21 protein-coding genes are annotated in these 21,188 nt (G+C 61.6%); 10 read left to right on the forward strand and 11 right to left on the reverse strand.

From position 1 onward, the window contains the following. Positions 1-305 precede the first annotated feature (305 nt). Entirely contained in the window at positions 306-608 is a 303-nt protein-coding gene (gene rpsT, locus NW848_RS16180) for a 30S ribosomal protein S20 (protein ID WP_099812302.1), read from the reverse strand. Between the two features lie 88 nt (positions 609-696). On the opposite strand from rpsT, the gene NW848_RS16185 reads away from it, so the two are divergent. Next, entirely contained in the window at positions 697-2,061 is a 1,365-nt protein-coding gene (locus tag NW848_RS16185; RefSeq protein WP_011429809.1) for a CRTAC1 family protein, read from the forward strand. A gap of 27 nt (positions 2,062-2,088) precedes the next feature. Here the strand turns inward: NW848_RS16185 and NW848_RS16190 are convergent, their stop codons facing one another. Beyond that, entirely contained in the window at positions 2,089-3,987 is a 1,899-nt protein-coding gene (locus NW848_RS16190; protein ID WP_099812303.1) for a cation:proton antiporter, read from the reverse strand. Positions 3,988-4,266: 279 nt separating this feature from the next. Between NW848_RS16190 and NW848_RS16195 the strand changes: the two genes are divergently transcribed. Together NW848_RS16195 and raf1 are read left to right on the forward strand one after the other, a co-directional pair. Continuing rightward, the gene (locus NW848_RS16195) at positions 4,267-4,707 is read left to right on the forward strand and encodes a DUF4278 domain-containing protein (protein ID WP_011429807.1); all 441 of its coding nucleotides are present in this window, start codon (positions 4,267-4,269) and stop codon (positions 4,705-4,707) included. Between the two features lie 781 nt (positions 4,708-5,488). Beyond that, the gene (gene raf1 / locus NW848_RS16200; RefSeq protein ID WP_414402380.1) at positions 5,489-6,586 is read left to right on the forward strand and encodes a RuBisCO accumulation factor 1; all 1,098 of its coding nucleotides are present in this window, start codon (positions 5,489-5,491) and stop codon (positions 6,584-6,586) included. Positions 6,587-6,733: 147 nt separating this feature from the next. On the opposite strand, the gene sppA is transcribed toward raf1, so the two are convergent. The 5 genes from sppA to NW848_RS16225 form a co-directional block, all read right to left on the reverse strand. Beyond that, the gene (gene sppA / locus NW848_RS16205) at positions 6,734-7,540 is read right to left on the reverse strand and encodes a signal peptide peptidase SppA (protein ID WP_011429804.1); all 807 of its coding nucleotides are present in this window, start codon (positions 7,538-7,540) and stop codon (positions 6,734-6,736) included. A 74-nt stretch (positions 7,541-7,614) separates the two neighbouring features. Beyond that, positions 7,615-8,247, reverse strand: coding sequence for a 3-oxoacyl-ACP reductase FabG (fabG, locus tag NW848_RS16210; RefSeq protein WP_240527266.1), 633 nt, complete (start codon positions 8,245-8,247; stop codon positions 7,615-7,617). A gap of 120 nt (positions 8,248-8,367) precedes the next feature. Then, positions 8,368-9,207 (reverse strand): 16S rRNA (adenine(1518)-N(6)/adenine(1519)-N(6))-dimethyltransferase RsmA, encoded by an 840-nt coding sequence (rsmA, locus tag NW848_RS16215; protein WP_011429802.1) that lies wholly within the window; start codon positions 9,205-9,207, stop codon positions 8,368-8,370. A 7-nt stretch (positions 9,208-9,214) separates the two neighbouring features. Next, positions 9,215-10,936: a sensor histidine kinase gene (locus NW848_RS16220; protein ID WP_011429801.1), complete on the reverse strand. Its 1,722-nt coding sequence runs from the start codon at positions 10,934-10,936 to the stop codon at positions 9,215-9,217. A 53-nt stretch (positions 10,937-10,989) separates the two neighbouring features. Continuing rightward, a complete protein-coding gene (locus tag NW848_RS16225) occupies positions 10,990-12,084 on the reverse strand; it encodes a PIN/TRAM domain-containing protein (RefSeq protein WP_011429800.1) in 1,095 nt (364 codons plus the stop codon). A 233-nt stretch (positions 12,085-12,317) separates the two neighbouring features. On the opposite strand from NW848_RS16225, the gene NW848_RS16230 reads away from it, so the two are divergent. From NW848_RS16230 to NW848_RS16255, 6 genes are all read left to right on the forward strand, one after another. After that, complete coding sequence (locus tag NW848_RS16230) at positions 12,318-12,560, forward strand: NifU family protein (RefSeq protein WP_011429799.1); 243 nt, start codon at positions 12,318-12,320, stop codon at positions 12,558-12,560. Between the two features lie 112 nt (positions 12,561-12,672). Then, positions 12,673-13,773, forward strand: a complete 1,101-nt coding sequence (rseP, locus tag NW848_RS16235) for an RIP metalloprotease RseP (RefSeq protein ID WP_011429798.1) — start codon at positions 12,673-12,675, stop codon at positions 13,771-13,773. A gap of 6 nt (positions 13,774-13,779) precedes the next feature. Continuing rightward, entirely contained in the window at positions 13,780-14,475 is a 696-nt protein-coding gene (gene nth / locus NW848_RS16240; RefSeq protein WP_011429797.1) for an endonuclease III, read from the forward strand. A gap of 49 nt (positions 14,476-14,524) precedes the next feature. After that, positions 14,525-15,532 (forward strand): RNase adapter RapZ, encoded by a 1,008-nt coding sequence (rapZ, locus tag NW848_RS16245; RefSeq protein WP_011429796.1) that lies wholly within the window; start codon positions 14,525-14,527, stop codon positions 15,530-15,532. After that, on the forward strand, positions 15,525-16,883 hold the full coding sequence (locus tag NW848_RS16250) for a gluconeogenesis factor YvcK family protein (RefSeq protein ID WP_011429795.1): 1,359 nt from the start codon (positions 15,525-15,527) through the stop codon (positions 16,881-16,883). The genes rapZ and NW848_RS16250 overlap by 8 nt, the downstream gene beginning before the upstream one ends. A gap of 233 nt (positions 16,884-17,116) precedes the next feature. Continuing rightward, entirely contained in the window at positions 17,117-17,848 is a 732-nt protein-coding gene (locus tag NW848_RS16255) for a protein-L-isoaspartate(D-aspartate) O-methyltransferase (protein ID WP_083759154.1), read from the forward strand. Here NW848_RS16255 and NW848_RS16260 read toward each other — a convergent pair. Then, complete coding sequence (locus NW848_RS16260) at positions 17,845-18,597, reverse strand: glycerophosphodiester phosphodiesterase (RefSeq protein WP_011429793.1); 753 nt, start codon at positions 18,595-18,597, stop codon at positions 17,845-17,847. The two genes, NW848_RS16255 and NW848_RS16260, sit on opposite strands and share 4 nt — an antisense overlap. On the opposite strand from NW848_RS16260, the gene NW848_RS16265 reads away from it, so the two are divergent. Next, entirely contained in the window at positions 18,596-18,781 is a 186-nt protein-coding gene (locus tag NW848_RS16265) for a hypothetical protein (protein WP_011429792.1), read from the forward strand. The genes NW848_RS16260 and NW848_RS16265 overlap by 2 nt on opposite strands. Here the strand turns inward: NW848_RS16265 and NW848_RS16270 are convergent. The 3 genes from NW848_RS16270 to NW848_RS16280 form a co-directional block, all read right to left on the reverse strand. Continuing rightward, positions 18,778-19,347, reverse strand: a complete 570-nt coding sequence (locus tag NW848_RS16270) for a peroxiredoxin (protein ID WP_369781487.1) — start codon at positions 19,345-19,347, stop codon at positions 18,778-18,780. The two genes, NW848_RS16265 and NW848_RS16270, sit on opposite strands and share 4 nt — an antisense overlap. Positions 19,348-19,388: 41 nt before the next feature. After that, positions 19,389-19,898, reverse strand: a complete 510-nt coding sequence (locus tag NW848_RS16275; protein WP_228375439.1) for a GNAT family N-acetyltransferase — start codon at positions 19,896-19,898, stop codon at positions 19,389-19,391. A gap of 345 nt (positions 19,899-20,243) precedes the next feature. Further along, a complete protein-coding gene (locus tag NW848_RS16280) occupies positions 20,244-20,390 on the reverse strand; it encodes a hypothetical protein (RefSeq protein WP_011429789.1) in 147 nt (48 codons plus the stop codon). Between the last annotated feature and the right edge of the window lie 798 nt (positions 20,391-21,188).

Consider the following 21,188-nt stretch of genomic DNA (forward strand, 5'->3'; position numbering starts at 1 on the left):
AGCAACTTGGCTGTGCAGGTATGTAGGTCCATCCCCCCGTATACGGGGGGTGTGGGGGCGGGGGATCCAGAAGCGTGTCAACCAACAGCGGCGCAACCAGACAGATCCGAAGCAAGCAGAACTTTGAGGTTATGCCTCAAAAGACTGTCTGGGGGCGTCTTGACAGCGCCTTTACGAGTTCATTTTGGGCTGCGTAAGAATCCCCTGGGTGGGAGTGTCAAACAAAAGCTCGGTAAGCAAATGCTCAAGCTTGCTTCCGGGGCAGCAGTAGAGACCTTTGGGCCCTGCCCGTCCAAGACCCTGTCTTAGGAGGCACTTGTGGCGGCCAGGGATCGTTGCACGATCCGAGACAAACGCGCCTTCCGACGGGCGGCTGTGTTTTTGTGGAGAACCCCTGTTTTGGCCGCTTTGTCGATGCGGCTAAAGGCAGCGCTCATCGCCGCTTGAATCTCCTGCAGGGTTTCCGGTTGGGGGTTGGCGGCGTAAGCAGAGGAGAGAGAAATGACTTTTTTCATCAGCGCGCGCACCATGGCTTTGGTAGCTTTGTTGCGCAGGCGATTTCGCTCCGCAATCTTGACGCGCTTGATGGCAGATTTGATGCGTGGCATGGTTGAAAGGGAAGCGACAGCGAGGATCTAGCATACCATTAGAGTCTGGAGCCCCACCAGTTCCTGCCTCTCCTACGACGGGATCCCCATGTTCCAAGATTGCAGCTCCCTCATCCAGTTCAACCCGCCTGCTTTTTCCTATGGAGTTGCCATTTGCGATGTGGATCGGGACGGGGCTTTTGAGCTGTTTGTGTGCGGCTTCCGCGGCCCGAATCGGGTTTTGAAGTGGAACGGCCAGGCGCTGGTGGATTTGGTGGACGATACTCTGGCCGATGCAGGGCGGATGGCCATTGGGGTGGCTGCCGGCGACTTCGACGGCGACGGGCAAGAAGAACTCTACGTCTTGAATACTGATACCTTCGGCGGGCGCAAGCGCTTTGGGGATCGCCTCTTCGACTGGCAGGGATCCCGTTGGGTGGATCTGTTCTCTCTGCCCCACAACCAAGATGCCCTCAACTTGACGGCAGGTCGCTCGGTGGCCTGCGTGGATCGCTTTGGCCAGGGGCGGTACGGGTTTTTCGTGGCCAACTATGGCGGCCCCATGCGCCTTTACGAGCTGTCCGCCGGCCAGATGATCGCCGATGTGGCGCCAGAGGCGGGGGTAAACCGGGTAACGGGAGGGCGGGGGCTGGTGGCCGTGCCCCTGGTTTCCCAGCGGATGGACATTTTTGCCGTCAACGAGCAGGGGCCCAACTTTTTGTTTCGCAACCGCGGGGATGGCACCTTTGAGGAAATTGCCGCCGAGGTGGGGTTGGCGGATCCCGGCGAGCACGGACGGGGGGTGGCAGCGGTGGATCTGGATGGGGACGGGCGGTTGGATCTGGTGTACGGCAACTGGGAAGGGCCGCATCGCCTCTGGATCCAAACTTCCAGCGGCGTCTTCAAAAATGTGGCCCCTCCCGAGCTGGCCAGGCCCTCCCGCATCCGCACGGTGATCGCTGCCGACTTCGACAACGACGGTTACCCAGAGCTGTTTTTTAACAACATCGGCGAGCCCAACCGGCTGTTTGGCTGGCGCTCCGGCTGCTGGCAGGCTATCGACATGGGAGATGCTGTCGAGCCGCAGGGACTGGGGACGGGAGCGGCGGTGGCGGATGTGGATGGGGACGGTTGCCTAGAGCTGCTCGTTGCCCACGGAGAATCGGGCGCCCAGCCCCTGAGCTTCTACCGTCCGCTGGCCCCTGGCAACAACTGGCTGAGAGTTCTGCCCCTCACCCGCCAGGGATCCCCAGCCCGCGGCGCCTTGGTACGCCTGGTTACCTCTACCCGCACGCAGATCCGACCCATCGACGCCGGCAGCGGCTACCTCTGCCAGATGGAGCCGGTGGCCCATTTTGGCCTGGGATCCGAGTCGGCAGTAGAAGCCATCCAGATCCAGTGGCCGGACGGCAAACAGGTGCAGGTGGCTCACCCACCGGTCAACCAGCTCCTGCGGATCCCCTATCCTGGTTAGCTCCCCTGAGAGGGGTTTTGTCTCTATCTACTCAGCCGAGCCCGAGATCCCTGCCCATTCCGGCTGTACAGGGCGCTGCCAGTGCTCCCACCAGGCGGTCGCAGGCTCGGGTGGGCCGCTGTCGCGGCTGCCGTTGGCATGGCCGAGGAGCGGCGGGGATGGGGGCTGCGCCGGCCAACTCACGGGGGTGGGGATCAGACAACTGGGGTAAGGAGGGCGCAAATCGCGGTAGTGGCTGCTGCGGATGGCCAGAATCTCCTGCTGGATGACCTCCAGGGGCTCGTCCAGCTTCAGCAGCACATGGCTGCACAAGCCCAGGCTGGCCTCAAATTCCGGGTGGACGACTTCCCTGGCCCCCAACTGATAGAGCTGTTCGATGTCCTCTTCATGGGTGGCCCGCACCACCACATCCAGGTGGGGCGCCAGTTCCAGCGCCCGTTTCAGGCAAAGGCGCATGCTCAGGCGATCCGGCAGGGCAATCACCAGGGCGCGGGCGCGGGGCAGGCCAGCTTTCTCCAGCACCGGGGCGCTGGCGGCATTGCCGTAGAGATAGGGGATCCCACGGGAGCGCAGGTGTTGGATGACCCGTTCCGACTGGTCGATCACCAAGACGGGATGGCGACGGGCTTCCAGGATGCGCACGATGTCCTGCCCCACCTGTCCATAGCCGCACACCACCACGTGATCCTGTTGGGGAGCGTCGGGGGACAGGGCGCGGGGCCGCTCGCTCGCTTCCAGCCAACGGGCAAAGAAAGGGATCCCTTGTAATTTTGCCAGCAGCCGCGGCGCGCCCCTGAGCAGAAGGGGAGTGACCAGCAGGGTAACGGCGGTGGTGCTGACGACGAGCAAATACAGTTGCCGCGACACCAGCCCCAGCGCTTGCCCTTCGCTGGCCAGGACAAAGGAGAACTCGCCGATCTGCGAGAGGCCCAGCCCCACCAACACCGCTGAGGGGAGCGGGTAGCCGAACAGACCGGCCAAAGGGGCCACCAGGCAAAACTTGCCCACCATCACCAGCCCCACTAACCCTAAGATTAAGGGCAGGTGGGCAGCGATAAAGCTGGGATCGATGAGCATGCCGATGGCGGCAAAAAAGAGGGCGGCAAACACATCCCGCAGCGGCTCCACATAGGCCAGGGTCTGGTCGGCGTATTCCACTTCTGAGATCATCAGCCCGGCCAGGAAGGCCCCGATCTCGCTGGAAATGCCCAGCCGCTCTGTCAACAGGGCAATCCCCACGCAGAGGCTGATCACCCCCAACAAAAACACCTCCTTGCTCTCCTGCTGCGCCAAAAGGCGCAGGAAAGCGGGCACCAGCCACATCCCGCCCACCACCGCCCCCAGCCCCACCAGGCCAATCTCCGCCAGCGCCTTGGCCAGGGATCCCGCCAGCTCCGGCAAAGGACAATCCAAAGCCGGCAACACCGCTAGCATCAGCCCCACCGCCAGATCCTGCACAATCAAGATCCCCAGCATGGCGTGAGCCTGGGGCGTGCCCATCTGGTTGGTCTCGGTGAGGCTTTTGAGCACCACCGCTGTGGAAGACAAAGAGAGCACTGCCCCCAGGAAGATCCCCTGCACCGGCGTCAGCCAGCCGCTGGCCACTGCCAGCGCCGCCGTGATCGCGATGGTCAGGCCGATCTGCAAAGCGCCGCCGCCAATGGCGATCCCCCGCACCTGGCGCAACTCTTTGAGGGAAAACTCCACTCCCAGGCTGAACAGCAAAAAGGTCACCCCAAACTGGGCCAGGGTTTCCACCTGCACCAACTCCTTGATCCACCCCAGCCCCGTTGGTCCCACCAGGATCCCTGCCAGCAGGTACCCAAGCAACACCGGCTGCCTCAGCAGCGCTGCCAGAAAACCACCCGCCGCCGCTGCCGCCAACACTGTCACGATGTCCAGAATCAGGCGAAAGTCTTCCTGCACAGAGACACCCCACCAGGAGTATGAACTTTTGTAGCCAATCCTGAGGATTCTTCCACGATAATGCTTTCTTCGGCCCTGCGGACAGAGTGGAAGGCTGGGCCCAACCCAAAGCGCTGCAAACCGGCTCCCGCAGGGGATCCCGCCTCATTCAGGCTGGGTTCTTGGCCAGCCAAAGGGAGGATCAGTGGAAATTTTCGTTAAAAGTTGGTGGCAATACCTCAAAACCGTAGCTTATAATACAAAATGTAGAAAGAAATCGTTCATCTGGAGGCGAAGATCATGGAACTCTCTTACCGTGGCGTTGGTTACACCCACTCGCCGGCGACGGTGACTGTTTCTCCGGGCAAAGTGGGGGGTCGCTATCGGGGGCTGGACTGGCGATTTCGCCACCTGAGCAAGCCGGTGGTTTTGCCCACCAAGCTTGACCTGCTCTATCGGGGCGCGGCCTATCGTTCCGAAGCTGCTGCAGCGCCGGCTCAAACCGTTCAGACAGCCGAGGCACCTGCTCCTGGCCGTTCTCACGTTCTGGATGAGCTGGCTCGCCGCCTGATGATGGGCCACCAACGGGCGATTCGGGTTCGTCAGCAAGCCATGTTGGTGCGTGGCACGGAGCGGGTTGGCCTGCAGGCCAATGTGCGCAACTTCTGGAACCGCATCCAAGGAAAGGTGCATCCCACCTTCCGTCTCACCTATGACCGCAGCCGGGTCAGCATGAGCTAGTTTGCTTTGCCCACCCCAGTTCATCTTCTGGTATGGCGGGAGAGGGATCCCTTTGGATCTGGATGGGGGGTCAGGGGAGGGGAAAAGGCGCGGCTACTTCATCGAATTCAGGTGACGGAGGGCGAGTGCCGAGAGAGCGCCGAGAGCAATTGACACTCCCTCCGCCGGAAGGCGGGGGATGCTTAACGTAGTTCACAAACGGGCTCGTAAAGGCGCTGCCAAAGCGCCTCTAGCTAGACAGTTCCTTGAGGCAAGGCCCCAAGGTTCTGCTGACTTTTCTGATCGCGTCAGGGGGCAGAGTCCTTGCAGGTTGGCTGAGACGTTGGCATCTCCCAGACGCTGGCCACCGGTCGAGTTTTTCATCGTGATGAGGTGCTTGCCTGGGAACGGCACGCCTCGGTAACAACGATACCATTATGAGCAACTCAAGTTGCCTACGGGCTTTTCCGCCCCGCCCTAAAGTACGAGGCTACCGAGCTATCCTTTTGTGTTTGCAGGTTGGCCAGCGGTTGCGGGGTCACTCTTGCACGTGGGCGGGAAGGGGATGCGAGCTCCAACGCTGCCCCCCGCGTTAGTGGGCCGTAGGCCTATGTTATTTGAGGCTGCCCTTATCAACCAGCCCAGGGATCCGCGGCTGGCTTGCCGGCTACAGGATTTCCCAAAGCCCCCGGCTACCGCTTCGCGGAAGCAAGCTATAGCCATGGGGTAGTTTACTGTATTGGATGGGTTGGTTCTGTATGCGTTCATTTTGGGCTATTGTCGTTGCGGAGGAAGCCTGGCCATGAGTCAGCATTTGCCGGAACCCACTGCCCCGGAGGAGGATCCCAGCCTGTTGATGGGCCGGCTGCAGCGCAAAGAGGGGGGGTGGCTGGATTGGGCAAAGGCCTGCCAAAGCTTGCAACGACAGAAAATGACTCCCCAGGCCATCTTCGAGGCGACCGGGTTTGAGCCCGCCCACCAAAACCAGATCGTTGTCGCCGCCCAGGTTTACGAAGGAATGGCGAAAGCAGGAGCCAGCTCAGCCGTTTTGGAGCACTTTGCCCACAAAGGCAGCGATATTCTCTACGAGTTGCGCATCCTCTCGCCTCAGGATCGCGTCCGGGTGGCGGAGCTGGTTGTCAGCCGCAACCTGGGTGCCGATGAGGCCCACGAGATCGCCCGGGCTGTGAAAAACTATGCCCAACTGCGGCAGCTCCCGGAAGGGTTCACGGATCACCCCGGCGATGCAGTGGCTTACCAAGCCTGGAAAACTGCCCAGGAAACCCGCGATCTCCAGGAGCGAACCCGGGCCATTGGCCGCGCCTTTCAGTATGCCCACAGCGAAACAGCCCGCCAACAGGTTGAGCGGCTCTTGTCGACGTTGGCTCCCGGCTCCCAACCCCAGCGCAAGCCGTTGCCCAGGCTTTCGGTGTTTCGCCCGGAAGAGGATCTGCCCCGTCTGCTGCCGGTGGCCGGATCCCTGCCTCTTTCTACCGCCACCTGGGAGCGGATCCCTGCCGTTGAGCCTCAAGGCCTTTTTGGTTGGGTCACCAGCGTGGCTGGGCAGACGTGGATGGCCTTGCCCGCTTGGCCGGCCATTCAAAGGGCCGCCGACCCAGTCGCCCTGCAGGTGGACAATGGTTTGCTGGGATCCCTGTTGGGCTGGCCGGTGGCCCCTGAAGAAGAACAGGATCCGATTTTGCTGGTGGCGGATCGCGCCGTTCGCACCTGGGAAGGGAGGGCAGGGGTTTTCCTGGTGGATCGAGGGGGAGCTGTGGCGGTGGAGTGGATAGAGGATTCGCCCCCCTCTCCCCTGCTGGGCCAAGTGCTGATGGCGGTGCGTCCCCCCCGCATCTTCGACGAGGAGTTGGCGCAGGATCCCTGGCAAATAGAGGAGTAACTCCGGCCAGCCAGACGCACCGCCGCAAGCCCCCGGCCAGGAGCAGGTGGCAAAGCGGCTTCTGGCTTTGCTTCCCAACTGCTCTCTTATGCCGGCATAAGGGTTGGGGGCGGGAGAACCAATCCTCACAGTTGTGGAGGCCGTCTCTCAAGAACCGGTGTAGAGCCACAGGGGCAGGCCTGAGGTGCTTACCTCAAATTGCAGACGCGCCAATGCCTCTGCCGCCGGTAGCAAGCGGGCCCAACCCCTGCGCCGTGGGAGCAGATCGCAGAACTTCGCATCGGGCGGCAACCCTGACAGCTCCGCGGCCCAGAGGCGGGCATCCTCTTCTGTGCCCAGGCGATCCACCACGCCCAGGTGCAGAGCTTGTTCGCCGCTGAAAATGCGGCCATCGGCAAAGGTTTTGACCACATTCACGCTTAGCCGGCGAGCGGCAGCAACGGTTTGCACAAATTGGCCGTAGGTGATGTCGATCAACTCTTGGAGGATGTTGCGCTCTTCTGGGGTCAGCTCGCGGTCAAAGGAAAGGATATCCTTGTAGGGGCCGGACTTGATGACCTTAAAGGAAATCCCTATCTTGTCCAGCAGCCGTTCGAGATTGTTGCCGCGGATAATGACGCCGATGCTGCCGGTGATGGTGCCGGGGTTGCTGACAATTTTCTCGGCTCCCATGGCAATGTAAACCCCTCCAGAGGCAGCGATGTTGCCAAAGCTGGCCACAATGCGCGTGCCCTTGCGTTCCCGCAGACGCGAGAGGGCATTGTAGATTTCCTGGGAGTCTGCCACTGTCCCACCGGGGCTGTCGATGCGCAACACCACGGCAGGGATCTGTCTTTCTTCCACCTCTTGCAAGGCTTTGAGAACCCGCTCTCGGGTTCTGCCATCGATCACCCCTGTTACCTCAATGCGGCCAATTTGCTGACGCCAGCCCCCCAAGAACCATCGCTTCAGCATAGGAAAACGGCACGAAAATAAGCCTCTACCCTCGTATCATGAAGGCCGTCTGGGGGCGCGGTCAACCAAGCAGCTCAGACATTGCCGTACACCGGGATCGCCGCCCCTCTCAGATCCCGCGCCGCTTCCGAGACCAAAAAGGCGATCACCTGCCCGATCGACTCGGGCTTTACCCACAGCTCCGCCTGCTCGGAGCCCATGGCAGCCCGGTTGGCCGGCGTGTCGATGATGCTGGGCAGGATGACGTTGGCGGTGATGTCGGTGCCTTTGGTTTCGGCGGCAATGGTGCGGGTCAGGGCCACCACCCCCGCTTTGGAAGCACAGTAGGCGGCCAGTTGGGATCCCGGCTCTACCGCCCCTCGGGAGGCCACCGTCACGATCCGTCCATAACCCTGTTGCCACATCTTGCGCAGGCTGTGCTTACAGGCCAGGAAGGTGGTGGTGAGGTTGAGGTCAAAATCGCGCCGCCAATCTTCTAGGCTGTACTCGTGAGTGGGGCCCATGGCAAAGCCGCCCACCAGGTGCACCAAACCATCGACGCGGGGCAGATCGTCGATGAGCCGTGCCACAGCGGCTTCGTTCAGCAAATCCACCTGCACAAAGCGCACCTGATCCAGGCTATTGGCCGGCAGGCGCTGCCGCAAAACAGCCAACTCCTCCTCTTGGCGGTAGGTCAAGGTCAACTCTGCCCCTGTGTCCAGGAGCACGGGGGTTACTCCCAACCCGAGCCCACCGGTACCGCCAGTTACAAGGATCTGTCTGCCTTGGTTGTTGAGCATAGGTTGTTTTGGGGTCTGGTGAAAAACCCTTGAGGACTTCCTCTCACCCTACCGCGGTTTTCCCTCGCCGGAAACGGCAGCCATCCTAGGTGTCTGCTCCAGCAGCAGATCGCTCAGGGCCAGCCAATCGGGCAGATCCAGCTCTTCGGCACGGGCCGTGGGGCTGAGGCGGAGCTGAGCCAGAGCGGCGGCCACGGTCTGGCGATCCACGAGGCCTCCCAGAGCATTGACAAGTTGCTTGCGGCGGGCGGAGAAGCCCTGGCAAACCAGTTGGGAGAACCAGCGGGGATCGCGGGCGGGGGTGGGGGCGGGGCGGGGAGTGAGGCGAACCACTGCCGATTCCACTTGGGGAGGAGGCCGGAAGGCGCTGGGGGGCACGCGGCAGATGAGCTCGCACTCGGCCAAGTAGCGCACCCGTACACTCAGAGCGCCGTAGGCTTTGCTGCCAGGGCCGGCCTGCAGGCGCTCGGCCAGCTCTTTTTGCACCATCAAGACGATGCGCTCAAACTGCCTCACCGGCTGGGCCGGGGATCCCAACACTTTCTCCAAAATTGGGCCAGTGAGGTTATAGGGGATATTGGCCACCAGCAGGCGGGGCTGAGGCGGCAGCGGCAGGCGAAGAAAATCTCCTTCCACCAAGTGAAAGCGGGGTTGGTCGGCGAAGCGCTTTTGCAGCAGCCGACACAGATCCCGATCGATCTCTACCGCCACCACATGTACGCCCTGGGCCAGCAACCGCTGCGTCAACTGCCCGGTGCCGGGGCCGATCTCCAGAACCCACGCAGGATCCCTCTGAGGAGGCGGCAACTGGGCGGCCCGCACAATCGCCTCATGAACCGCGGGATCCTTAAGCCAATGCTGGCCAAACCGTTTGCGGGGATAGGGCATCGGTGGATCAGCACTGGGCCGGATAGGGCATTAGGTTGGGATTCGTAGCCTCTGGGGGGCCTTCTTGAGCTGGGCTCGCCTCCCCCCCTGGGAGCGGCTGGCGGTAGAGGGGCACGGTAAAAGTGACGGTGGATCCCAGCCCTTCGCCCAGGCTATAGAAGTTGATCTCTCCCCCCATTGCCTCCACCAGCCGTTGGCTGATGGCTAGGCCCAAGCCGGTGCCGCCGTACTGGCGGGTGGTGGAGCCATCCACCTGGGTGAAGGCCTGAAACAGCTTCTGCTGCTTTTCCAGCGACACGCCGATCCCGGTATCGATGACGCGGATGCGGGCCATCCCCGGGTCGCCGGGAAGGAGGTCGGCTCGTACCGTCACCGAGCCTTTGGGGGTGAACTTGATGGCATTGCCCACCAGATTGAGCATCACCTGCAGCAGGCGTTGGTAATCTCCGTACAGCCAAATCCGATCCGGCGTGGGGGGCAGGTGGAAGCTAAGTTGCAATCCCTTCTGTTTGGCCTGCAGGCCGGTTTTGGCCTCCACATCCTTGAACAAGGCGCGCAGGTCGCAGGGCTCAAACTGCAACTGCATTTTGCCCGCCTCGATCTTGGCGATGTCCAGCACGTCGTTGATCAAGGCCAACAGGTGCAGGGCCGAGCGGTAGGCCTCCTGCAAAAAGTCCAGCTCCTCTTCTCGGCTTTCGGCCATCCCGTCCAGCACCAGCCTAATAAAGCCGATGATCCCGTTGAGAGGGGTGCGCAGCTCATGGGAAGTATTGGCCAAGAATTGACTTTTCAGTTGGTTGGCCGATTCTGCTTGGGCGCGGGCCTGCTCCAGCTCTTTGTTTTTCTGGCGCAGTGTCTGGTTGGCCAACTGCAGGCGAGTGGCCAGTTGGCGACTTTGATCCAGCAAAATGGCGTGGGCAATGGCGGTGCCCAGGTAGGTGGCGATGCTCTGCAGCACCTGAAGGTGGCCGGCCTGCCAGAGGGGGGCTTCGTTGGGGGGCAACACTTCCAGCCAGAGCAGGCTGTTGGCATAGCCCCGGTAAGACATGGCGATGGCCAGATGGCGTCCCATCACCACCGGCTCTTCTTGACGAAGGGCTTGCAGCAGAGGCGGGTGATCCGCCAGACGCAAGGTCTGGTTCAACAGCGAGGGATCCCCCGGGTTGCGGCGGTACTCAGCATTGACTGTGAGGGAGTCCTGCCCCATTTCGTAGAGGGCCAGCAGGCAGCGATCCGCCCCGAACAACTGGCCCAACTGCTCCACCGTCTGCTGGCACAGCTCGCGGATGCCGAGGGAGTGGCCGATGTTGCGCAGCAACTGCGCCGTGATCCCCGGCACCGGCTCGGTCAGGAGGGGATGGCGCTGGGCAGGGGGGCTGCCGGCTCCGCCGGCCAAGTTGAAAGGCGTCGCCCCCAACACCTTGCCCACTACCGACACGGCCACCACCTCCCCCTCCATGTCCCGCACCGGGTTGAGGCAAAGATGCAAGTGCAACTTGTAGCGGGGAGAAATCACCTGACACTGATGCTGCAAGGGATCCCCGCTCGCAAACACCTGCCTGAGCTTGGCTTCGTACTCCTCCGCATTGGCCACCTCCCAGCTTTGCTGTCCGCTCAGGATCTGCTGCGGGTAGATGGCGTAGTTCTCAGCACCCTCCCAATAAAAACTCCAGAAACGCTGCTGGCGATCCTGGGTGTAGAAAATCAGATCCGGTTGGAGGACGCCCATTGGGGGAGAGGCCATCATTGCGTCGGGAAAACAAAGCTCTTCGGCCTGAAGCCTCAGGTTTTCGCAGAGGAAGCTGGGCTGGAGTCCTTGTTGAGGCGGGCGAAGAGCATCCGGCCCGCCGAGGTTTGAATGGCGCTGGTCACCACAACCGAGCGAGTCTTGCCCAGAGAGCGCTGTCCCTCTTCCACCACCACCATCGTGCCATCCTCCAGATAGCCAACCCCCTGGCCCGGCTCCTTCCCTTCGCGGGTGATCTTGATATCGAAGCTGTCGCCGGCAATGTAGATGGGCCGCAAGGCTTCGGCCAGCTCGTTCACGTTGAGCACCTTGATCCCCTGCAGTGTGGCCACCTTCTTCAGGTTGTAATCGGTGGTCACCAGCGTTCCCCCCACATTCTGGGCCAGGCGCACCAGCTTCTCGTCCACGGTGGCCAGATCCGGGTAGTTGGCTTCGTGAATCACAAAGCGGTCGGGATAGGCCTGGCGCAGGGCTTGCAGCGTATCCAACCCTCTGCGGCCTCGCTCCCGTTTTTGCGGATCGGCTTTGTCGGCGATGGTTTGCAGCTCCGCGATAACAAAGCGAGGGATCACCAGCGTTCCCTCCAAAAAGCCTGTCTCGATCAACTGGGCCACGCGCCCGTCGATGATGGAGCTGGTGTCCAAAACCTTGGGGCTGGCCGCCACCACACTGCCCTCTGCGGCCGCCTGCAGGGCGTAGTTGGGGTTGAACAGGCGCAAGAGCGCAGGGCCATGGGTATCGGCCAAACTCACCCCCAAGTAGGCAAAGGACAAGCTAAAAAAGACGGAGGCCAGCGGCTCGATAAAGCTATTGAGCTGCTGAGGCAGGGGCAACAAATAGACAGGAGCCATGGCCAAGTTGGCAATCACCAGGCCGATCACCAACCCCACCGAGCGGCTGATCAACACATCCGGCGGCAGCGAGCGTACATTGGCCTCGAAGCGGCGGTAGCCCCAGCGCACCAAGGATCCAAAAGCCAAACCCGCTAGGACACCAAAGCCGCTGGTAACCACGCGCGCCCCCTCCACATTGGCCCCCTGAATGGCGGCAGGAGGGAGCAGATCCAGGCCGTAGAATCCAAGACCCGCCCCGGCCAACATGAAGATCACAATCAGTAAGACATCTAACATGGCGAAGAAAGCGCCCCTGCTCAGAATAGGCTTGGGTCTGCTGCTCGCAACAGGCAAATCTGAGTCCTATTCTAGTCTTCTGGCTGAAGAGAGGGATCTCATCCCCCACCCCGAAAGAAGGAGACTATGCTGAAGAAGGGCGATCCCTCCCTGGCTTGAGGGGTCTGGCGAGAAATCGCTACAATCAACATCTCGACATCCCAGGCAAGGTCTCAGCAGAGCTGGAAGCAACTATGGCACAAGCACTGGAACTAACGGCCGAAAATGTGGAAAAAGTCCTCAACGAGCTGCGCCCCTACCTGCAAGCCGATGGCGGCAACGTAGAGCTGGTGGAAATCGACGGCCCGGTGGTGAAGCTGCGCCTACAGGGGGCCTGTGGCGCCTGCCCCAGCTCCACCCTGACCTTAAAAATGGGCATCGAGCGCAAGTTGCGGGAGAGCATTCCCGACATCCTGGAAGTAGAACAAGTGTTCTGAGGGCTCTGCCGCTTCTGGTCTGTTATCTTGGTTCCTTAAGGCGGCAGGTGCAGCCGCCGCTGTGGCTCTCTGCCTCTTGCTCTTTTTTTCCTTCTCTCCTTCAAGCCAGCCCATGCCCGTTCTCCTCTCCATCGCCATTCTCGCCCTGCTGATCCTGGTGCATGAGGCGGGACACTTCGCCGCAGCCAAACTCCAAGGGATCCACGTCAACCGCTTTTCGCTGGGATTTGGCCCGGTGCTGTGGCGCTACCAGGGCAAGGAGACGGAGTACGCCATTCGCGCCCTGCCGTTGGGGGGCTACGTGGGCTTTCCCGACGATGACGAGCGCTCTCCCTACCCGCCCGACGACCCGGATCTGCTGAAGAATCGCCCTGTCGCGGATCGCCTGGTGGTGATGAGCGCGGGGGTGATGGCCAACCTGGCCTTCGCCTATCTGGTGCTGGTGCTGATGTTTGCCACGCTGGGGATCCCATCGGTGACGCGCATCCATCCCGGCATTCTCATCGCCCAGGTGATGCCGGATAGCCCGGCGGAGCGGGCCGGCTTGCAGGCGGAAGATGTGGTGTTGCGGGCAGCCGACCACGATTACAGCACGGTTGCCGACGAGGCCTCGGCCTTGGCAGCTCTCAATGATTTTCAGGCGTTGATCCGCCGCAGCCAAAACCGGCCCGTCCCCCTGCAGGTGCAGCGAGGGGAGGGGGATCCCATTCTGGAGATCACGGTGACTCCCGAGATGCGGGGAGAGGTGGTGGCCATTGGGGTCAACCTGGCCCCCAACCAAGAGGTGACACTGCGCCCGGCTCAGAGCCCGGCAGAGATCTTTGCCGAAGCCGGGAACGCCTACCAGCGCTTGGTGATGATGAACCTCAGTGGCCTGCAGCAGCTCCTGCAGAACTTCCAAAACACCGCCACCCAGGTATCCGGCCCGGTGGGGATTGTCAAGCTCGGCGCGGATCTGGCGCGGGACGATGCTGCCAGCTTGTTTAATTTCACCGCCTTGATCAGCATCAACCTGGCTATTCTCAACCTGTTGCCCCTGCCCGCCTTGGATGGGGGACACATCGCCTTTTTGATCTTGGAAGCGATCCGCGGCAAGCGGCTGCCCAAAGAACTGGAGGAACGGGTGATGCAGACGGGCTTGGTGCTGCTGCTGGGGCTGGGGGTAGTGCTGATCTTCAAGGACACCCTTGCCATCGTCACCGGGTCGGGCTAGTTGCAGATGAGCGGCAAGCGGGCTTTGCGCCAGCGGGCTTTGGAGATCCTGATCCGGCTGAAGCGCCATTACCCCAACTCTACCTGTGCCCTCCACTACGAAACGCCGCTGCAACTGCTGGTGGCCACCATTTTGTCTGCACAGTGCACCGACGAGCGAGTCAACCAAGTTACGCCGGAGCTGTTTCGCCGCTTTCCCGATGCCCAGGCGCTGGCGGCGGCGCCGCGGGAGGAGATCGAGGCCCTGATCCGTCCCACCGGCTTCTACCGCAACAAGGCTAAACACATCCAAGAGGCCTGCCGCAAGATCGTGACGGACTTCGGCGGCCAGGTGCCCCGCACCATGCCGGAGCTGCTCACTCTGCCGGGGGTGGCCCGCAAGACGGCCAATGTGGTCCTGGCCCATGCCTTTGGCATCAACGCTGGCGTGACTGTCGATACCCACGTCAAGCGCCTCAGCCGTCGCCTCGGCCTCACCGAGCACGAGGATCCCGTGCGCATCGAGCGGGATCTGATGCAGTTGTTGCCGCAAGCCGACTGGGAAAATTGGTCCATTCGCCTGATCGAGCATGGGCGGGCCATTTGCACCGCCCGCAAGCCCCTTTGCGAACAGTGTTTTCTGGCCGATCTCTGCCCCAGCGCCCCCCTCCCGGGGCCGGCGGAGAAAACGGACAGAGAAGCCGCAACAGCCTCCCAGACTTGAGCGCCTGGCATCCGGTTTTTCGGCTCCCCCTCGCCCTAGAATAGGCTGCATGGACGATCAAGCGACTAGACCGACCGCCGCGACCTCGCCTGTTCTCGTTATTGCCGGGCTGACGGGATCCGGGAAAACCCTGGCCATCCAGCAATTGGAACAACTGGGCTACACCGGCTTGGAAGGGATCCCGCCTGACCAGGCCGTTTATTTAATCGAGGCAATCCGGCCTCGCCACCCTGCTCTAGCGGTGAGCCTAAACCTCCACACCCCGGAATATCGGGAGCAGTTCCTTGCCTTTGACCGCTGGCGGCAAGCGCAAGGGATCCCTTTCCTCTTTCTGGAGGCTCGTCCCCTGGTATTGCTCAACCGTCTCAGCGCCCACCGCCGCCCCCACCCTCACCGCCCTGGCCTTGGCCTGTTGGAGGCCATTGAGCAGGAAGTGCGCGATCTGGCCCCCGTGCGGGAGCGCTGCACCCACCTCCTGGATACGTCTGAGCTGAACAGCCAGCAACTGCGGCAGCAATTACAAGCCCTGGTCCACGGGATCCCACAGCCGCTCAACCTGAGGCTGGTCAGCTTCGGCTTCAAGTACGGTGCCCCCCCCGATGCCAACTTGCTGTTCGACGTGCGCTTTTTGCCCAATCCCTTCTTTCAGCCCCATCTGCGCCACTTGACCGGCCAGGATCCGCCTCTGCAGGAGTTCCTCTTTGCGGATCCAGTTACCCAATCCACCTACCGGCAGATCTTTTCTCTGGTGCAGGCGTTCTGGCCCCACTACCGAGCAGAACGACGGCCTCACCTGACCGTGGCCATCGGCTGCACCGGCGGGCAACACCGCTCTGTGGCTCTGGTGGAGCGCCTGGCTGAAGATCTGCGGCCCTGGGCTGTCCCCACCGACAACCCTGCCCTGCCTGCCCTGAACATCCAGGTGCAGCACCGCCATTTGCTGGATTCGCAGCGGGAGCTGGAGGCCCGCTTTGGCCCGCCACCCCCTGCCGCTGGCGTAGAACAGCAACAGGTTAGGATCCCTTTGGCCGGCGTTCCTGCACCTCCCCATGACTAAGCCCGCGCCCAGCAACAAGTCCACTGTGTGGGGGCCTCGCCGTCGCCAGGCCACTTGGCCGGGAAATGGCTGGAAATGGCTCTTCCCTGGTCTGGCGGTCAAGCGCTGGCTCACCCTAGCCGTGGGGGGCGTGCTGCTGATGGTGCTGGGCATCGCCATCTGGACAGAGCTGACCCCCATCTTTCGCCTCAAGCGATTAATCGACATCACCCTGCGCCTGATCACCACCTGGATCCCCAACAACATCAGCGGCCCCTTGGTGACCGGGATCGGCTTGGTGATGGTGGTGCTGGGCTTTCGCAGCGCCATGCGCTCCATCGAAGATGTGCTGATCCCAGAAGGAGACGAGGCGCTGGTGGATAAGCTCCTGTCGCGGCGACGTCTGAGTCGTGGCCCTCGCATCGTGGTTCTGGGGGGCGGCACCGGCCTTTCCAACCTGCTGCGGGGGTTGAAGCACTACAGCTCCAACATCACCGCCATTGTCACCGTGGCCGATGACGGCGGCTCCTCAGGGCGCTTGCGGCGGGAGATCGGCGTGTTGCCCCCTGGAGATATCCGCAACTGTCTCACCGCCTTGGCCAACGAAGAAAAGCTGCTCACGGAGCTGTTTCAATACCGCTTCCAGGCTGGGGAAGGTCTGAGCGGGCACAGCTTCGGCAACCTGTTCATCACCGCCCTCACCGCCGTAACCGGGGGCGACCTGATTCGGGCCATCACCGCCACCTCGCAGGTCTTGGCCATTCAGGGACGGGTGCTGCCGGCCACCCTGGCGGACGTCACCCTCTGGGCGGAGTTGAGCGATGGCCGCCGCGTGGTGGGCGAGTCCAACATCGCTAAAGCCAGGGGGCGCATTTGCCGCATTGGCTGCGACCCGCCCAACCCTCCTGCCTTGCCCGAGGCGATCGAGGCCATCGAGGCGGCAGAGTTTGTGGTGCTGGGGCCGGGTAGCCTCTACACCAGCATCATCCCTAACCTGTTGATCCCGGAGATTGTGGAAGCTCTGGCCAAGAACATGGCGCCCCACATCTACGTGTGCAACATTATGACCGAGCCAGGGGAAACCGACGGCTACACCGTTGGGGATCACGTCATGGCCCTGGATCGGGTGGCGGGCGTGCGCTTGTTCGATGGTGTCCTGGTACAGCGGGAGCCCCCTTCTCTCCGCGCCTTGGAGCATTACCGCCGCAATGGCTCTGAGTTTGTGGTGCTGGATCCGGATAAGCTGGCCTACCTAGGTTGCCGGGCAGTTCTGGCCAACGTCATGCAAGAGGATCCTGAGACCGGCTTGGTGCGTCACAACCCTGAGCGCCTAGCGGCGATGCTGATGCGCTGGTTTGACAGACACCGCTAAACCACCCCACGGCCCCACCTTGCTAAGGGCTAGCTGTAGCCGGTAGATCCTTGCGGCTAAGTCGTGCACAAGAGGAGTTTCCATCCCCTTGCGGGAAGGGGTAGGGGAAAAAGCCTGATTAAAGCTGGAAGTCTTTTGGAAAGTAGGCCAGGATCGAGTTGAGGGATCCCAAGTGACGGCGCAGCGTTCCCGGAAAATCCCGGCAAGCTGTTAGCTTTGGAGGTTGTGCGCCAATGGTAAAGTTGTTCTCGTCTCTTTTTAAGAGGACTTCTGACTCCTTGGCTGGGATCCCGGCTGCCGAGTTGGGCGCTCCTCAGTCCTGTGCCGGCGATAGTGGCATGGATCCCTGGGCTGGCCAACGGGAGCGGATGGTGAGGGAGCAGATCTTGCAGCGAGGGATCCGCGATCCCCGGGTGCTGGAGGCAATGCGCAAGGTGCCGCGCCACCTTTTCGTTCCCCCGGAGCTGCGGGAGCGCGCCTACAGGGATTGCCCGCTGCCCATTGGCTACGGCCAGACGATTTCTCAGCCCTATATTGTCGCCTTTATGACTGAGGCGGCCCGCCTCACCCCTGAGTCGGTGGTGCTGGAAATCGGCACCGGATCCGGCTATCAGGCGGCCATTTTGGCCGAGCTGGCCCGGCAAGTATATAGCCTGGAGCGGCTGGCTCCCTTGGCCGCCCGCGCTCAGCAAACCCTGGCCTCCTTGGGCTACCGCAACGTGGAGGTGCGCCAGGGAGATGGCTATCAGGGTTGGCCGGAACACGCCCCCTACGACGCCATCGTGGTGACGGCAGCCCCCCCAACCCTGCCGACGCTGCTGCTGGATCAACTGGCGGTGGGAGGTACCCTGGTGGTGCCGGTGGGCGAAAGCCAGGGATTCCAATCCTTGCTGATCCTCCACAAAACCCCGGAGGGGGTGGTGCAAAAGGGGGCCTTCCCAGTGCAATTTGTGCCCATGGTTTAGTCTTCTGCGGCCAGCCAGAGCTGGCGGCGAATTTGCAGCGCCAACTGAGGGTGGTCGGTGATCAGCCCCCGCACCGGCGGCTCCTCCCCAGACGGGCGCAAACAGAAGGCCATGATCTCCGGATCGTTGACCGTCCAGACGTAGAGCGGGATCCTGGCTTGGGCCGCCGCCGCCAAAAACGGCAGGTCCAGCCAAGAGTAATGGGGGGCGAGAAAATCCGCTCCCACCTCGCGGCAGTAGGTCAAGAGGGATCCCTTCTCTCCCTCCGGCTGCGCCTCCACCAACAGGCCAACCTGGGGGGCAGCCCCTCCCAGAAGGGCTTTCACCCGTTGCGCCACCTGGGGCAAAAAAGAGGTGATCACACACTCTGCAGGGGTCAAGAGCTTGCCGATGAGGGCGAGGATCTGTTCTTCGTAGCCCGCCTCTTTCAGCTCGATATCGAGGGCAATCCTGCCCCTGACGTGGAGCAGCGCTTCTTCCAAGCTGGGGATCGTGGGCTTGCGGGCGCGGATCTCCGCCCAAGTGAGCGCCGCCAGCGGCTGCCCCTCCAGCTCGGCATCGTGAAAAACCAGCGGGATCCCGTCGCGGCTGCGGCGCACGTCCAGCTCGATCCCGTCGGCCCCGCCTTCGATGGCCGCCGCAAAAGCGGCCAGGGTATTCTCCTCGGCGTGGGTGTGATCCCCGCGGTGGGCGACAATCCGGGTGGGAAAGCGATAGTCTGGAGGAGTTGAAATAATCTCTCTAGCCATGGACACAGCTGCAATTGCCGCCTTCAAAGAGCGCATCAAGCGCATTCGCGAGCGCCGGCCCACCTTGGTCAAGCTTTTGGAAAAGCCAGACCTGGGCAGCTTGCGGGTCGATGTCAATCAAGCCTTGGAGGAGATCGACGAGCTGCTGCAGGAGTTCGAGCAGACCTTTGGCCCCCAGGACTAGCCAGCCTGGGCGAGCTCTTGCAGTTGGGCCAAGACCTCGGCACTGTGCCGAGAGGGGTTGACAATCGGGTCGATGGCCCGCAGGATCCCCTCAGGATCGATCAAAAAAGTGTTGCGCAGGGCCATCTCCCCCGTCCAGGAGCCGTAGGCGCGGCTAACCGTGCCCTCAGGATCCGAAAGCAGAGGAAATTGCAGCCCCTCTGCCGAGCAAAACCGTCGGTGCGAGTCCACCGAGTCGGCGCTCACGCCCACAATCTCCGCTCCCAGCGTCCGAAACTTGGGCAGATCCTGCTGGAAGCGGCGCGCCTCGATGGTACACCCGGCAGTGAAGTCGCGGGGATAGAAGTAGAGCACCACCCACTTGCCGCGAAAATCCGCCAGCCGCCGCACCTGGCCCGACTGATCCGGCAGCTCAAATTCCGGCGCCGGCGCCCCGATCTGCGGCAGGGGGGTGGTGCCCCACTGGGCCAAAGCGGGCTGAACCCCTGCCCAGCTCACCAGCAAAGCCGTAAACAACCCCACAAGGCCCAACCAGCGCCAGCTCCTGCCCCCTTCCTCGATAACCACTGCAACACCTCTCCAGCTTTCTAGCTCTAGTTTACATAACTTCACGGCAGCCACTTGCAGAGCAAAAGCTGGGGTGGGATCCCCAGCCAATGCCAAAGTTGAGAGGTGCGCTGGATGGGAGTGTAGCGCAGTTGGGCGTAGAGCTGCCGGGCGGCCAGATTGTCTTCCACCACGTGCAGATACAACTGGTGATAGCCCCAACCTTGCACCACTCCTTCGGCGCTGAGCAAAAGCTGCCGCGCGATCCCGCGCCGCCGCCAAGGGGGCAACACCGCCAAGTTGGCCAGATAGGGATACTTCCCATGGGCCATCGCCCGCAAGGAGATCTCGGCAGTGGCCACCACCTCGCATCCCACCGCAGCCGCCAGGCAGCAGTAGTGCGGATCCCTGGCCGCCAGCTTGAGGCGCAAATCCTCGCGGATGCCCAACTTGTGAATCGGGTGGAGCCAGCGCTGCAGACCCAAGGGCGGGTAAAAGACCTGGGCGAGAACCTCCGCCACGGGCTCCAAATCACCTAGCGTGACGGGATAGACCACGAGGGAGGGCAACACAGAGGAAAACAGGGCGTTCAAGCATCTGTTGCAAGCGTCCTTGCTATTTTCGCAGAGAAGCGGCAAGCAGCTCGCAGCCAACAAGAAGTGGCGGCAACCCCACCGGCACCGCCACTGAACCGACAAAACTTGAGTGGAGGGGAAACCACCCACCCCCATGCACGTCACCTGCATCCAAACTTAGCTGTCTCTTCACTTATTCGATTGTTCTGAGCGATTGTTCTGAGCTCACCCCCCTCTGCTCAATTGACGGGGAGAGTAGAACAGCCACCTGACGAACCAACTTTTGAAGCTCTGCTCCCGAGGGTTGAAGTGCCAAAACCTGACCCGCTCTCGCACTGTGCCCTACAGCTCCCCAGCATAGCGAGCTGAGCCTTTGGCGCGATAGACATCATCGGTAATGGGCTGGTAACCTACTTCAACCAGATCAGACTTGGCAGGCGTGAACACGCGGATAACTGCTCTAGCAATTTTCGAGAGAAAGGCAAGCATAAAAACCTCCTCCAAGCGAGCGTGAAACTATGAACTGGGCGAACCCAAAATTGCTAAAGCCCGCAGCCCTTGCTCTACTGAGCAGAGTCCTGATTCGCCAGAGTCTGCAGGGGGGAGCACCTGAACCCGACCGAGCATCGGTTTTCCACCTCTTCCTTGATCCTAAACGGAGACTCGAAATAGCAGGCCGGCATCCCTTAAACGGGTAAGACCGCTCGCCATCTTGCCATCTCACCAGAGGTAAACGACCCCTTATCGTTGCAGCGGCTGACCTCAACAGACCCGACCGCTATTTGATTTAGCTCCCATGTCCCTTCTTCGGAAGAAAACCTGTCGTAGGTGCCAGGTGCTCCTCTGGGCAAGACAACCGCTTGCTATAGAAACCTGCCGGCGCAACGGATCGGAAGTTTGCACGAGATTGGATCAAAACGTTGACCGACAGGAAGCTTTGAGCTTGGGCAGATTGCAGGCTGGTGTCTCGCCTTTGAGATGAAGCTGAGATATTATCCTCCTTGCTTGAATCACTACATTTCTAATCTAGCTTGGGTCAAATCCCTCTACAATGGCTGGCAACTGTTCTTAACAGTCTAGGTCATTTCTTTAATCGTTCTTCCCATATTTCTTCAACATAGGTCTCCAGTAGATCTTGCAGTCGGATCCTCTGCCCTTTTCCAGAAGAAAGGTCTACTTTTTAGAAACTTTCCAGAAAGCAGGGGGGCTGGATCCCCAGCTCAGCCGAGGATTTGACCGAGACCACTCGACCCGGCCTCGGTGGGCCTCCCCCTTCAGGCGGGTGTC

The organism is Synechococcus sp. RC10A2 (assembly GCF_047502605.1).

Excerpts from the sequence above, each read along its gene's own strand:
- rpsT (WP_099812302.1), bottom strand. The coding sequence starts at position 608 with ATGCCACGCATCAAATCTGCCATCAAGCGCGTCAAGATTGCGGAGCGA.
- NW848_RS16185 (WP_011429809.1), top strand. The coding sequence starts at position 697 with ATGTTCCAAGATTGCAGCTCCCTCATCCAGTTCAACCCGCCTGCTTTT.
- NW848_RS16195 (WP_011429807.1), top strand. The coding sequence starts at position 4,267 with ATGGAACTCTCTTACCGTGGCGTTGGTTACACCCACTCGCCGGCGACG.
- raf1 (WP_414402380.1), top strand. The coding sequence starts at position 5,489 with ATGAGTCAGCATTTGCCGGAACCCACTGCCCCGGAGGAGGATCCCAGC.
- sppA (WP_011429804.1), bottom strand. The coding sequence starts at position 7,540 with ATGCTGAAGCGATGGTTCTTGGGGGGCTGGCGTCAGCAAATTGGCCGC.
- rsmA (WP_011429802.1), bottom strand. The coding sequence starts at position 9,207 with ATGCCCTATCCCCGCAAACGGTTTGGCCAGCATTGGCTTAAGGATCCC.
- NW848_RS16220 (WP_011429801.1), bottom strand. The coding sequence starts at position 10,936 with ATGGGCGTCCTCCAACCGGATCTGATTTTCTACACCCAGGATCGCCAG.
- NW848_RS16225 (WP_011429800.1), bottom strand. The coding sequence starts at position 12,084 with ATGTTAGATGTCTTACTGATTGTGATCTTCATGTTGGCCGGGGCGGGT.
- NW848_RS16230 (WP_011429799.1), top strand. The coding sequence starts at position 12,318 with ATGGCACAAGCACTGGAACTAACGGCCGAAAATGTGGAAAAAGTCCTC.
- rseP (WP_011429798.1), top strand. The coding sequence starts at position 12,673 with ATGCCCGTTCTCCTCTCCATCGCCATTCTCGCCCTGCTGATCCTGGTG.
- nth (WP_011429797.1), top strand. The coding sequence starts at position 13,780 with ATGAGCGGCAAGCGGGCTTTGCGCCAGCGGGCTTTGGAGATCCTGATC.
- rapZ (WP_011429796.1), top strand. The coding sequence starts at position 14,525 with ATGGACGATCAAGCGACTAGACCGACCGCCGCGACCTCGCCTGTTCTC.
- NW848_RS16250 (WP_011429795.1), top strand. The coding sequence starts at position 15,525 with ATGACTAAGCCCGCGCCCAGCAACAAGTCCACTGTGTGGGGGCCTCGC.
- NW848_RS16255 (WP_083759154.1), top strand. The coding sequence starts at position 17,117 with ATGGTAAAGTTGTTCTCGTCTCTTTTTAAGAGGACTTCTGACTCCTTG.
- NW848_RS16265 (WP_011429792.1), top strand. The coding sequence starts at position 18,596 with ATGGACACAGCTGCAATTGCCGCCTTCAAAGAGCGCATCAAGCGCATT.
- NW848_RS16260 (WP_011429793.1), bottom strand. The coding sequence starts at position 18,597 with ATGGCTAGAGAGATTATTTCAACTCCTCCAGACTATCGCTTTCCCACC.
- NW848_RS16280 (WP_011429789.1), bottom strand. The coding sequence starts at position 20,390 with ATGCTTGCCTTTCTCTCGAAAATTGCTAGAGCAGTTATCCGCGTGTTC.